This is a genomic window from Agarivorans sp. Z349TD_8 (genome assembly GCF_050870825.2).
GTDB lineage: Bacteria > Pseudomonadota > Gammaproteobacteria > Enterobacterales > Celerinatantimonadaceae > Agarivorans.
The window spans coordinates 4150423-4163142 of record NZ_CP194037.2; the positions used below are offsets into that span (position 1 = coordinate 4150423).

Below are 12720 nucleotides of genomic sequence, written 5' to 3' on the forward strand. Positions count from 1 at the left end.
ATAACTGCTGTTGCCGATCACTGAACACTCGCTTACGACTTAATGTATGTCGCGCCAGTATTCTCTCTTCAATAAATAACTAACGATGAAGAAGATAAATAAGAAACCCAACACCCAGTAACCCAAGCGCTTACGTTCAAGTTGAATAGGCTCAGCAGAATAAACTAAAAAGTTAACTAAGTCTAAAACCGCTTGATCATATTCATCATTACTCATCTCGCCGCTACCATCAGATTCGATGCCAACATAGACGTGATGTTCTTCACCATCGATCATTTTCTGCTCATAGACCGCGCTAGGCACCCCTTGCAGCTCTTGCAAAACATGCGGCATGCCGACACTTGGGAAAACTATATTGTTCACCCCAAATGGGCGGCTCTCATCAACATAAAACGAACGTAAATAAGTATAGATCCAATCTGCACCTCTGACTCGAGCAACTAACGTTAAGTCAGGTGGCGCAGCGCCAAACCATTTGGCAGCATCTTTCTCTGGAATAGCATTTTCCATTAATTGGCCCGGTTTTACCCCGGTGAAAATCAAGTTTTCTTGCATTAAATTAATAGGAATACCCAAATCTTCGGCCACTCGATTATATCGTTGGTACTGAGTACTGTGACAGCCGAAACAATAATTCATGAACAATTTGGCGCCATTTTGTAATGAGGCTTTATCGCTTAAATCATAATTGGCTTCATCTAAGTGTTCATTGCCGCCAGATGCAAATGCTAAACTAGGAACAAGTAACACGAATGCTAAAAAAAAGTTCTTCATCATTTGGTCACCCTGTCTGGAAGTGGCTTGGTTTTTTCGTTTTTACTGTAAATCCACAGCAGTAAAAAGTAAGCAAAATAACCAAATGAAGTGACTTGCGCCAATACCGTTAAAGCGGGTGTCGATGGCAAAGCCCCCAGAACGCCCAAAATCACAAAACAAATAATAAACTGAGCAATATTCAATTTATGCAAGGTACTGCGATAACGTATCGATTTCACTTTACAGCGATCTAACCACGGCAACACAAACAGGATCACAATGGATGCCCCCATCAAGCCAACTCCCGCCAACTTGTTCGGCACCGCCCGTAAAATTGCATAAAACGGGGTAAAATACCAAACGGGTGCGATATGAGGCGGCGTTTTCAACGGGTTAGCGGCTTCAAAGTTTGGCGCTTCCAAGAAATAACCTCCGCCATCGGGGAAGAAAAACATCACCCAACAGAAGAAAAATAAGAAACCAACAATGGCGGCTAAATCTTTAACCGTAAAATAAGGATGGAAAGGAATACCATCTTTCGGCCAACCATTCTCATCTTTGTTCGCTTTGATCTCGATACCATCGGGATTATTAGAGCCAACTTCGTGTAAGGCGACAATATGCAAGAACACCAACATCACCAATACTAATGGTAAGGCAATCACATGTAAGGCAAAGAAGCGATTGAGCGTGGCCCCAGAGATTACATAGTCACCTCGGATCCACAGGGTCAAATCGTCGCCAATCACCGGAATTGCGCCAAACAGTGAAATAATCACCTGCGCGCCCCAATAGGACATTTGTCCCCAAGGCAGTAAATAACCCATAAATGCTTCGGCCATCAACACTAAGAAAATTAACATGCCAAACAGCCATATTAATTCACGAGGTTTTTGATAGGAGCCGTAAATCAAACCACGATACATGTGCAGATAAATCACCACAAAGAAAGCCGAAGCCCCGGTGGAGTGCATGTAACGTAATAACCAGCCGTAATCGACATCACGCATGATGTATTCGACCGATGCAAATGCCCCATCACCCGATGGGTTATAGTTCATAGTTAACCATATCCCAGTAAGAATTTGGTTAACTAACACCACCATGGCAATGAAGCCAAAAATATACCAAAAATTAAAGTTTTTCGGTGTTGGATACTGACCTACGTGCTTATTGTAGGTTTTCGTCAACGGGATCCTTTCGTCGATCCAAGCGATAAGTGCTTTCATCTTATGCTTCTCCCTGGTCCAAACCAACTAAAACGGTTGTCTCATCAATGTAATAATGAGGAGGAATAACCAAATTTAGGGGGGCAGGTACGCCTTGAAATACACGTCCAGCCATATCAAATTTAGAGCCATGACAAGGACAGAAGAACCCGTATTCCACGCCTTCTACTTGTTCGGCGAAACTGCCCGGCAAGTAGGTAGGAGAACAACCTAAATGAGTACAAATCCCGACACTAATAAACAACTCGGGCTTAATAGAACGGTACTCGTTGGTGGCATAATCGGGTTGCTGAGGTTCCTCTGATTGAGGATCCCGTAACTTATCACCAATAGTGCTTAAATTATCCAAAACAGCTTGAGGGCGTTTCACCACCCAAACAGGTTTTCCGCGCCATTCAACACGAAGTAACTGTCCTGGTTCTATTTTACTAATATCCACTTCCACTGGTGCACCTGCTGCTTTAGCTTTAGCACTAGGGTTCCATGAACTGATAAAAGGTACTGCGGCAAACGTTGCACCTACACCACCGACAACAGCTGTTGTCCAGGTGAGGAAACGACGTCGGCCAGCGTCGACTGGAGCGTTGCTCATCCAATGTCTCTCCGGTAAGGATCCGCGCAATTATTGTAATTTTCCTTGCGGCTTACTGCACAAGGTAGCGTTTTTCTGCTACTGGTTGCATTTACGTAGTACTACATTATTGCAGATAAATGCGAACAAAATAGTAATAAAAAACACACAAATTGACAAGGGAAATCAAAGATTTTAACGTTTCAGAATGAAGAAAAGCCCGGCATAGCCGAGCTTTTTGTAACATATCGTGTGATAGCAATTAACGTTTAGAGAATTGCGGACGACGACGTGCTTTACGTAGACCCACTTTCTTACGTTCAACTTTACGAGCATCGCGAGTAACGAAGCCAGCTTTACGTAATTCAGGACGTAGACTTTCGTCATATTCCATAAGTGCACGAGTGATACCGTGACGGATAGCACCAGCTTGACCTGTAGTACCACCACCTTTAACAGTGATGAGCAAGTCAATTTTCTCTGACAATTCAGTCAACTCTAGTGGTTGACGAACAACCATACGAGCTGTTTCACGGCCAAAGTAAACTTCTAAAGTGCGGTCGTTTACTGTGATTTTACCACTACCTGCTTTCATAAATACGCGAGCAGTAGAGCTTTTGCGACGGCCAGTGCCGTAGTATTGATTCTCAGCCATTATTAAAATTCCGTAACTTAAATGTCTAATACTTGTGGTTGCTGAGCCGCATGAGTGTGCTCAGGTCCAGCGAATACTTTCAGTTTACGGAACATTGCACGGCCTAGAGGACCTTTTGGCAACATACCTTTCACTGCAGACTGGATAACACGCTCAGGTGCTTTCTCAATCAACTTTTCAAAGCTAATTGATTTCAAACCACCAGGGTAACCAGTGTGCGAGTGGTAAATTTTACCTTTCGCTTTGTTGCCTGTTACGGCTACTTTCTCTGCATTAACAACGATGATGTAATCACCAGTATCAACGTGAGGAGTATATTCAGCTTTATGCTTACCGCGTAGGCGAGAAGCGATTTCAGTTGCGATACGACCCAGAGTTTTACCATCTGCATCAACAACATACCAGTCGCGTTTTACGCTTTCTGGTTTGGCTACAAAAGTTTTCATTTGTATATATAACCCAAAATAACTGTTACACACGTGTTTGTGAAACCACAAACGTGAAAATAGCCACTCATTATATCCCTTCGAATACGGAGTAAGCTGGACTGTTAGTATCACCAAATCGGTGACATGTAACGTGGGGTTGCAAGATTATAGGGGAAGTACAAAAAAAAACCACCCCTAATCGACTTTATTTACGGTAAATGTTCTCTCTCAAGATATTCGTGGGATTGCATTTCTTGTAAGCGAGATAAGCAGCGTTCAAACTCGAAACTTAAGCGTCCCCCCTGATACAGTTTTGACATTTCGACTTCGGCAGAAATAATCAAGGCCACATGACGCTCATAAAACTCATCAACCAGGGCAATAAAACGGCGTGCTGCATCATCATTTTTAGCGTTCATCGAAACCACCCCAGACAACAACACGGTATGATAAAGCTTAGCCAATTCAATATAGTCAAGTTGACTACGAGCCCCTTCACATAGCTCAGCAAATTCCAGATGTATGACGCTGTCGGCTTCGTTGACAAAACCAATCATCCGCTGATTAATTTCAATCTCGCCTAAATGTTGCCTCGGCTCATTGGACAATTGCATAAAGTAATGAGCCAAATTTTGCTCCGCCGCCTCACCTAAAGGGTAGTGATATATCTCTGCTTCGGTAAGCGTACGCATTCGATAATCATGACCGCCATCCACATTAATAACCTGACAATGCTCTTGAATCAGAGTTATCGTTGGGAGAAAGCGCTGACGTTGTAATCCATTTCGATAGAGCTCTTCTGGTGGGATATTAGAGGTTGCGATCAAGGTAACCCCTTGCGCAAACAAGGCCTCAAATAAAGTTCCCAATAACATTGCATCGGTAATATCTGATACAAAAAACTCATCAAAGCAGATCACTTCCGCCTCTGCTCGGATCCCGGCAGCAACCGCTAACAGCGGATCTCGATGGCCAGCAAGTTGCTTTAAGTCTTGATGAATTCGTTGCATAAAACGATGAAAATGCACCCGCATTTTGTTTTCAACAGGCAGACAGTTAAAAAAGGTATCCATTAAATAGGTCTTACCTCTACCAACGCCGCCCCACATATATAAACCCTTGACCCTTGGCTTATTTAGCTTTGGAGGGCTCACAAAACGCTTTTTAAATTTGCCAAATAATGATGGCGACTCGATTTCAAGCTGAGTATTATCAGTTAATTGCTGAAAAATCTGCTGAAGTTGAGCAACTGCATAGGCTTGCGCCTTGTCATGGATAAAATCACTGCGCTGTAAATCTTGTTGGTATTGAAGCTGTGGTGTCATCCTTTCCCTATTCCTAAAACCCACTAAAATTAGAGCAGAATTGATAGTACCATGTGAAAGCATTCTCAAGTATATTGAAAGTTCATCAAGATCAACAAAGGAATAATATGAGCGCAATTAGCAGTATAATTTTTCTTCTTATTGGTGTCGCTATTGGCTTCTTCCTTAGTCGTGTCGCGTCTAAGCCTGTTGTTAACGATGCCAAAATGAAACAAGAATTCGAGAACAATAAAGCCGAATTAGACAGCTATAAGGAACAAGTTCAGCAACATTTTTCTGCCAGTGCCCAGTTATTAGAAGACATGGCCAAGCAATATCAAGGCATGTATGAGCATATGGCGAGTCAATCGAAAGCTTTAATCGGTGATGAAGTCGCTCAACCGCAATTATTTGCCGACTATCAGCAAAAGTTAGAATTAGATGACACGGTGGCGACAGAAACAGAAGCACAACCTAAAGACTACTCTAACGAACCATCAGGTTTATTTACCGAAGCGCAACGTAAAGCGGGCTAATTCGTTGAACTTTATTAGCTAAGCTAGATCTAACAGATCCAGCTTAGCTTAATATATTTGTCTATCGAGGGTATTTATGCACTATCGCACCAAGAAATTCGCTATCTTGTGCTTATCATTAGTTTTTGGATTTAATACACTACCAGCGCAAGCCGCGTTACCCATGGCCGTTGGTGAACAAGAGCTCCCCAGCCTAGCGCCAGTCTTAGAGCAAGTGACCCCAGCAGTAGTCAGCATTTCGGTCGCAGGGACCAAAGTCTCGCAACAACAACTTCCAGAATTATTTAAATATTTCTTTGGTCCAGGAGAAGCCCCAAGCAGTGCAGAACAAAAGCAGCCTTTTCAAGGCCTCGGTTCTGGGGTGGTGCTTAACGCCAGCAAAGGTTATGTGATCACCAACTATCATGTGATCCATCAGGCCGACGAGATTGTCGTCAGCTTAAAAGATGGCCGCAGCTTCGATGCCAAAGTATTAGGCAGTGACCGCCAAACCGATATCGCACTACTGCAAATTGAAGCTGATAACTTAACCGATATGAAACTCGCCGATTCTGATGAATTGCGGGTCGGTGATTTTACCATTGCCATTGGTAATCCCTTCGGCTTAGGACAAACGGCCACCTCAGGTATTGTGAGTGCTTTAGGTCGCAGCGGTTTAAATATTGAACATTTAGAAAACTTTATTCAAACCGATGCTGCAATTAATAGCGGCAACTCTGGCGGAGCTCTCATCAACTTACGTGGTGAACTGATCGGTATTAACACCGCCATCATCGCCCCCAGTGGCGGCAATATTGGGATAGGATTTGCCATTCCCAGTAACATGGTGAGCAACCTTAGCGCTCAGATCATTGAATTCGGAGAAGTACGCCGTGGGATATTAGGCGTGACAGGTGGTGAGCTTAACAGTGATTTAGCAAAAGCCTTTGGTACCGACTCCAAGCATGGCGCCTTTGTGAATCAAGTCATGCACGGTTCAGCAGCCGACAAAGCTGGTGTGAAGGCTGGCGATATTATTATCGCGGTTGATGGTAAAAAAGTGAAAAGTTTCGCTGAATTACGCGCCAAAATTGGCACCATGGGCGCAGGGAAAAGTATCCTGATTGGTGCGATTCGGGATGGTAAACCGATTGACTTCAAAGTCACTTTGCAACAGGCCGAAGAGCAAAATATAAATGCTAAAATTATGCACCCAGCCTTAGATGGTGCAAGTCTTAGCTCTACCGACAAAAACGCACCAATGGCCGGTGTACTGGTCAACAAAGTAGAACGAAATTCGCGGGCTTTCGCCAATGGTTTTGAGCAAGGTGATATCATTATCGGTATCAACAAAACTCGCATTTCCAGTATCGCTGATTTACGCGAATTACTCGAGAGCGAGCCAAGAATCTTGGCGATAAATATCCAGCGCGGTGAAGAAAACCTCTATCGGATCATTCAGTAAGCCTGCTCCACGCAATCAACAAAGGCGACATATTGCTCGCCTTTTCTTTTGTCTGCACAAGTCGCGTGCTATGCTGGGTTGGTCGCTGGAGAAGAACAATTGTTAGCTATAATCAAGTATTTACTCAAACCCGCTATTTTTGGTTTAGCCATGGCTATCGGCATTCTATTTGCTTTCCCTGAATTTAGGGAAAATAGTAAACAGCTGTTAAATGACTATACCGAAACCCCACTCGGTAGTTACGCCCTCGCTTCGAGACGAGCTGCCCCCGCAGTCGTTAACATTTACACCCGTAGCTTTCTACAATCTTACGTGAAGGCCGATACTCAATTGGAATCTCAAGGCTTAGGCTCTGGGGTGATTATGTCTAGTCAAGGTTTCGTACTGACTAATCTCCATGTCATCGCAAATTCCGATCAAATTGTCATCGCTTTACAGGATGGACGCATTTTTAATGCTGAATTAGTCGGAGGTGATGTTGTGACTGACTTAGCGGTGTTAAAAATCGATAACTCTTCTGACTTACCCGTCATCCCACAAGATGATCAACTAACCACTCAAGTCGGCGATATCGTTCTCGCCATCGGCAATCCCTATAATGTAGGTCAAACGATCACTCAAGGGATCATTAGTGCGGCTGGACGCAGCGGCATGAGCTCTACCGGTCGACAAGACTTTTTACAAACCGATGCCGCAATTAACCGTGGAAACTCTGGGGGTGCATTAGTCAATACCCGTGGCGAACTGGTGGGGATTAATACCTCTGCTTACCACCTAAACGATGCTACAGATACCTATGGGATTAGCTTCGCTATTCCTTATTTGCTGGCTAAAAAGATCATGCAGAGTCTGATTAAAGATGGCACTATCGTGCGTGGCTATCTGGGTTTAGACGGACAAAAAATCACCCCACTTCTCGCTTCTCGCTTAAAATTACACGATACCCAAGGGGTCATTGTAAGCGGTGTAGATCCTGTGGGGCCAGCCAGTAAAGCAGGCATCCAAGCCAACGATATTCTAGTCAATATTGCCGGCCAAGAGATTGTCTCAATCAAACAGGCGATGGATATTGTTGCCGAAACCCGACCGGGTAGCGAAATTCGAATACGCCTATATAGAAACGGGGAACAACTAGAGCTCCCCGTGACCGTAACCGAATTGAAATTACCAACCCGGCCTAAGAACGTTCATTAAACCGCGTAATATTGGCTCCTAGCCGCGCAAACTTAGTTTCGATGTCTTGATAGCCCCGGTCGATATGATAAATCCTATCGACCACGCTCTCACCTTCTGCAACTAAGGCTGCTATCACCAAGCTCGCAGAAGCACGTAAATCGGTAGCCATCACCTGTGCACCACTGAGTTGCTCGGTGTGCTTACAAATCGCCGTATTACCCTCCAGCTCTATTTCGGCCCCCATGCGCGTCAATTCAGGCACATGCATAAAACGATTTTCAAAAATCGTCTCGGTGACATGACCAGTTCCCTGAGCGAGAATATTCAATACTGTAAACTGGGCTTGCATATCAGTAGGGAAGGCCGGGTGAGGTGCTGTTTTCACATTCACAGCTTTAAGCTCGCAGCCTTGCATATCCACTTCAATCCAGTCCGAACCACTGCTAAGCTTAGCGCCAGCTTCCGCTAACTTCGCCAATACCGCATCCATTAATGCGGGATCGGTATTGGTACAACGGACTTTTCCACCCGTCACTGCAGCGGCCACCAAGTAGGTCCCCGTTTCAATCCGATCGGGGAGTACACTGTACTCACCGCCATGCAACTGCTCCACACCTTGAATCACAATGGTATCACTTCCGGCACCTTGAATATCCGCCCCAAGAGTGTTTAAGAAGTTAGCCAAATCAACCACTTCAGGTTCGCGGGCTGCATTCTCAATAATCGTTTGACCCTCAGCGAGAGCCGCCGCCATCATCAAGTTCTCGGTGCCTGTAACACTCACCATATCCATAAAGATCCGCGCGCCTTGTAATCGGCCAGAAACTCGCGCTTTTACATAACCATCTTCCACATTCATATCGGCTTGCATCAACTCTAAGCCATGAATATGCAGATTTACCGGACGAGCTCCAATTGCACAACCACCAGGCAAGGATACATCGGCCTCACCATAGCGAGCGACTAAAGGGCCAAGCGCCATGATTGAAGCACGCATAGTTTTGACCAACTCATAAGGCGCAACAAAGTCGTTGGCTTTACCCGCCTTCACTGTGACAGTTTCACCATCGACCAGCACTTCACGGCCCAAATGCTGTAACATCTTACAGGTGGTGCCAATATCTCTTAACTGAGGCACATTGTGTAACACCACTTGCTCTTCACATAACAAGGTAGCAAACAAGATCGGTAGCGCGGCATTTTTTGCCCCAGAAATAACAACTTCGCCTTGTAAACGACAGCCGCCTTGTATTCTAAATTTATCCACTTCAACTCCTACTACAGTTGGCCAAATTTTTGTTGTTTTTGCCATTCATCAGGAGTGAAAGCCTTAATCCCCAAAGCGTGAATTTCGTTACTCGCAATGTAGTCTTTCAATGGTGCATATATCGCTTGTTGCTTTTTAACCCGCGATAATTCCTGAAACATGTTACCCACGGCAATCACCTGAAAGTGATTGCCTTCTCCAGTTACCTGCACATGTTCCAGTTCAAGCGTTTGCATTAATATCTGTTCAATTTGTTCGGCTTGCATAATGACGCTCCGCAAAAGTGCTTTATTTTTCAAACTGCAGCAAAGGATTAAGTTCATAGAGCTCAAAAAGTTGCTTCGCCTGCTCTGGGCAGTGTTCGATTTTTAAAGGATGACTAGGTTCTGGTTTTAAGGCGGTGATAATAGCGGCTATTCCAGCAGAGTCAATCCGCTTTAACTTGGACAAGTCGAGCGTAGCGGCCTGACACTCGGCCAGTAGCGGCCACTGACTAACAACCTGAGAAACCGTCCAGTCACCACGGATCGTTAAGCGTTGCGGGTCAATTTGTAAAATTGCACTCATTTTGACGGCCCAACAGATTCAAAATTCTTTTTCTCTAAGAGTTCAATCACTTCATCCACACTGCTAGAGCGGATCAAACTGTCTATTTCTGATTGTTTGGTCGCCAGCAAACTAACGCCTTCCGCAACCAGATCATAAGCTAACCATTGATCTTTATTTCTCAGCTTTCTAAATTTAAAAGACAAGTTGATCGGAGGCCGCTCACCATCAATAAATTGAGCTTTTACGGTGACCTTAGTTTGCCCCTCGACCGATCGTTCCGGTTCAATGAGTACTTTCTGTTGTTTATACTGAGCTAATGCTTGGGTATAAGTTGCAACTAAATACTCCTGAAATGCCTTAATGAACCTAGCACGCTGTTGTTCATCAGTTTTTTTGAGGTGTTTACTCAATACCACCAACGCGGCGTAGCGATAATCAATATGAGGCATCAGCTGCTGACGCACAATATCTTCGACTTGCTGATCCACGGTAGAGCTATCTCGGTCAATTTTAGCCAAGCGACTAAAAGTTTGCTCAGCAACGTAGTTCATCAAACGGTAAGGGTTTTGATCCACATTTTCCGCTTGGCTTGTGGCACTAAACAAACTCGTCAGCAACAGCAAAAATACTACTCTAATGGTCATCATTACTTCTCCTTGGCTGAATATAAAAATTGGCCAATCAAATCTTCCAACACCAACGCTGATTTAGTATCTTCAATCAACGCACCATCATTGAGGTGCTCAATACCTTCAACGACAAAGCCAGGGGTGAGACCAATGTATTGCTCTCCTAACAAGCCCGCGGTAAGGATCGAAAGAGAACTTGTCTCTGGGTAAAAACCGTATTGGCGATACATATTTAAAGTCACCTTTGGCATATAATCATCAACATCAAGTTCAATCGCTTCAACTCGACCAACCACGACCCCTCCCACTTTTACTGGCGCGCGTACTTTAAGCCCTCCAATATTGTCAAACTTAGCATACAGCGTATACAGATCATTACTGCTACTAAACTGACTATTCGCAATTTTCAACGACAAGATTAATAGCGCAGCGAAACCCAGTAATACAAACAATCCAACCGACAACTCAACTTTATTTACTTTCATGTTATTCCCTAAACCTAGCTGCCAAACATTAGTGCAGTTAATACAAAATCTAAAGCCAAAACCAGCAACGAAGCATGCACCACACTTCGCGTCGTCGCCTGACTAATCCCCTGAGCACTAGGGGTTGAGTCGTAACCATTGAATAATGCTACCCAAACCACCGTAATCGCAAACACCGCACTCTTGATAATCCCATTACCAATATCTTGACCAAACTCTATGGATGCTGCGGTAATCGACCAAAAGCTGCCGTTATCGACCCCCAACCATTCCACGCCAACTAAGAACCCGCCCCAAATACCGACCAAATTAAACATCAGCGTTAATAAGGGCATGGCAATAAACCCAGCCCATAAACGCGGCGCTATCACCCGCTTAAGTGGGTCAACGGCCATCATCTCCATGCTGGATAATTGTTCAGTAGTTTTCATCAAGCCAATTTCTGCGGTGAGCGCAGAGCCAGCCCGCCCAGCAAACAACAAAGCGGTCACCACCGGACCAAGCTCCCGAAGTAGCGATAACGCAACCATAGGACCAAGACTGGTTTCGGCACCAAAATCGACCAAAATATGATAGCCCTGCAGAGCCAGAACCATCCCAATAAATAAACCTGAAACCAAGATAATGGGCAGTGACTGCACCCCCACCACATAGATTTGATAGATCGTATCTTTCAGCAATTGCCGACTTGGCCAGCTCGATAAGGCATGCCATAACATTAAGCTCGCTCGGCCGAGCGAGGCGAAGCGTAATAGGGTCTTACGACCTAATAGCGCAATAACGTCAATCATAAGGCCGCCTTAAGTGCTTGTGCATAATCGTCTGCTGGATAATGAAAAGCCACCGGGCCATCGGCTTGACCATTGAGAAATTGCGCCAAACGCGGATTCGGATTTGACGCAATTGCTTCGACGCTACCTTGGGCTAATACGCTATGGCCATCAATTACAAACACGTAATCAGCGATACTAAGAACTTCACTAACATCATGAGAAACTATCACCGAGGTCAATTGTAAACTTTGGTTCAAGCCTTGGATCAATTTAATCAATACCCCCATTGAGATGGGGTCCTGACCAACAAAGGGCTCATCGTAAAGAATTAGCTCGGGCTCCAAGGCAATCGCTCTTGCTAGCGCCACTCGACGCGCCATTCCGCCCGACAAATCACTCGGCATCAGCTGCGCGGTGCCACGTAGACCCACGGTTTGTAACTTCATCAACACCAAGTTTCGCAATACCACTTCCGGTAACTGAGTATGTTCTCGTAAAGGAAACGCGACATTCTCAAAAACATTAAGATCACTAAACAAAGCACCACTTTGAAATAACATGCCGATCCGTTTACGTAACTTGAATAATTCGCGACGTTTCAGCTGATGCACATTTTGCTGGTCGATCAGCACTTCACCCGACTGCGGCTTTAGCTGCCCAGCAATCAGTTTAAGTAAGGTCGTTTTACCGATCCCGCTAGGCCCCATAATTGCGGTAATTTTACCGCGCTGAATACGCAAATCGAGGCCTTCAAAGATAACTTTGTCACCGCGCTGAAATGCTAATTGTTTTACTTCAATCAAATTTTTAGCCACTCCATCAGCAATCTTGACTGTTCAAGGCTGCCATATTATTGAGATAATTGATGACACTCAAGGTTAAACTCTTCCCTTTTGTCAGGAAAATGTTGACAATGCT

The 12720-nt window shown here is 44.7% G+C and carries 16 protein-coding genes; 3 read left to right on the top strand and 13 right to left on the bottom strand.

The genetic code is table 11. From position 1 onward, the window contains the following. Positions 1–39 precede the first annotated feature (39 nt). The 6 genes from ACRRS1_RS18580 to zapE form a co-directional block, all read right to left on the bottom strand. Positions 40–774: a cytochrome c1 gene (locus ACRRS1_RS18580; RefSeq protein ID WP_432456137.1), complete on the bottom strand. Its 735-nt coding sequence runs from the start codon at positions 772–774 to the stop codon at positions 40–42. Beyond that, on the bottom strand, positions 774–1985 hold the full coding sequence (locus tag ACRRS1_RS18585) for a cytochrome b (protein ID WP_432456027.1): 1212 nt from the start codon (positions 1983–1985) through the stop codon (positions 774–776). Before ACRRS1_RS18585 ends, ACRRS1_RS18580 begins: the two co-directional genes overlap by 1 nt. A gap of 1 nt (position 1986) precedes the next feature. Then, positions 1987–2577 (bottom strand): ubiquinol-cytochrome c reductase iron-sulfur subunit, encoded by a 591-nt coding sequence (gene petA, locus ACRRS1_RS18590; protein WP_432456026.1) that lies wholly within the window; start codon positions 2575–2577, stop codon positions 1987–1989. A 241-nt stretch (positions 2578–2818) separates the two neighbouring features. Then, the gene (gene rpsI / locus ACRRS1_RS18595; protein WP_432456025.1) at positions 2819–3211 is read right to left on the bottom strand and encodes a 30S ribosomal protein S9; all 393 of its coding nucleotides are present in this window, start codon (positions 3209–3211) and stop codon (positions 2819–2821) included. A gap of 17 nt (positions 3212–3228) precedes the next feature. Further along, complete coding sequence (gene rplM / locus ACRRS1_RS18600; protein ID WP_432456024.1) at positions 3229–3657, bottom strand: 50S ribosomal protein L13; 429 nt, start codon at positions 3655–3657, stop codon at positions 3229–3231. 191 nt (positions 3658–3848) lie between these two features. Beyond that, entirely contained in the window at positions 3849–4964 is a 1116-nt protein-coding gene (zapE, locus tag ACRRS1_RS18605; protein ID WP_432456023.1) for a cell division protein ZapE, read from the bottom strand. Positions 4965–5071: 107 nt separating this feature from the next. On the opposite strand from zapE, the gene ACRRS1_RS18610 reads away from it, so the two are divergent. From ACRRS1_RS18610 to degS, 3 genes are all read left to right on the top strand, one after another. Then, positions 5072–5479 carry a YhcB family protein gene (locus tag ACRRS1_RS18610; protein WP_432460142.1) on the top strand — a complete coding sequence of 136 codons (408 nt, stop codon included), beginning with the start codon at positions 5072–5074 and terminating at the stop codon, positions 5477–5479. Between the two features lie 76 nt (positions 5480–5555). Beyond that, a complete protein-coding gene (locus ACRRS1_RS18615) occupies positions 5556–6923 on the top strand; it encodes a Do family serine endopeptidase (RefSeq protein ID WP_432456021.1) in 1368 nt (455 codons plus the stop codon). 99 nt (positions 6924–7022) lie between these two features. After that, the gene (gene degS, locus ACRRS1_RS18620; RefSeq protein ID WP_432456020.1) at positions 7023–8117 is read left to right on the top strand and encodes an outer membrane-stress sensor serine endopeptidase DegS; all 1095 of its coding nucleotides are present in this window, start codon (positions 7023–7025) and stop codon (positions 8115–8117) included. On the opposite strand, the gene murA is transcribed toward degS, so the two are convergent. Genes murA through ACRRS1_RS18655 form a run of 7 tightly spaced genes read right to left on the bottom strand, consistent with a single transcriptional unit; the run spans position 8101 to position 12605 of the window. Then, complete coding sequence (gene murA, locus ACRRS1_RS18625; protein ID WP_432456019.1) at positions 8101–9366, bottom strand: UDP-N-acetylglucosamine 1-carboxyvinyltransferase; 1266 nt, start codon at positions 9364–9366, stop codon at positions 8101–8103. The two genes, degS and murA, sit on opposite strands and share 17 nt — an antisense overlap. 11 nt (positions 9367–9377) lie before the next feature. Beyond that, complete coding sequence (locus tag ACRRS1_RS18630) at positions 9378–9632, bottom strand: BolA family protein (RefSeq protein WP_432468938.1); 255 nt, start codon at positions 9630–9632, stop codon at positions 9378–9380. A 22-nt stretch (positions 9633–9654) separates the two neighbouring features. Further along, positions 9655–9933: an STAS domain-containing protein gene (locus tag ACRRS1_RS18635; protein ID WP_432456017.1), complete on the bottom strand. Its 279-nt coding sequence runs from the start codon at positions 9931–9933 to the stop codon at positions 9655–9657. Further along, on the bottom strand, positions 9930–10562 hold the full coding sequence (locus ACRRS1_RS18640; protein WP_432468937.1) for an MlaC/ttg2D family ABC transporter substrate-binding protein: 633 nt from the start codon (positions 10560–10562) through the stop codon (positions 9930–9932). The genes ACRRS1_RS18635 and ACRRS1_RS18640 overlap by 4 nt, the downstream gene beginning before the upstream one ends. Next, positions 10562–11029 carry an outer membrane lipid asymmetry maintenance protein MlaD gene (gene mlaD, locus ACRRS1_RS18645; RefSeq protein WP_432456015.1) on the bottom strand — a complete coding sequence of 156 codons (468 nt, stop codon included), beginning with the start codon at positions 11027–11029 and terminating at the stop codon, positions 10562–10564. The genes ACRRS1_RS18640 and mlaD overlap by 1 nt, the downstream gene beginning before the upstream one ends. Before the next feature lie 14 nt (positions 11030–11043). Further along, the gene (gene mlaE, locus ACRRS1_RS18650) at positions 11044–11820 is read right to left on the bottom strand and encodes a lipid asymmetry maintenance ABC transporter permease subunit MlaE (protein WP_432456014.1); all 777 of its coding nucleotides are present in this window, start codon (positions 11818–11820) and stop codon (positions 11044–11046) included. Continuing rightward, on the bottom strand, positions 11817–12605 hold the full coding sequence (locus ACRRS1_RS18655) for an ATP-binding cassette domain-containing protein (protein ID WP_432456013.1): 789 nt from the start codon (positions 12603–12605) through the stop codon (positions 11817–11819). The genes mlaE and ACRRS1_RS18655 overlap by 4 nt, the downstream gene beginning before the upstream one ends. Between the last annotated feature and the right edge of the window lie 115 nt (positions 12606–12720).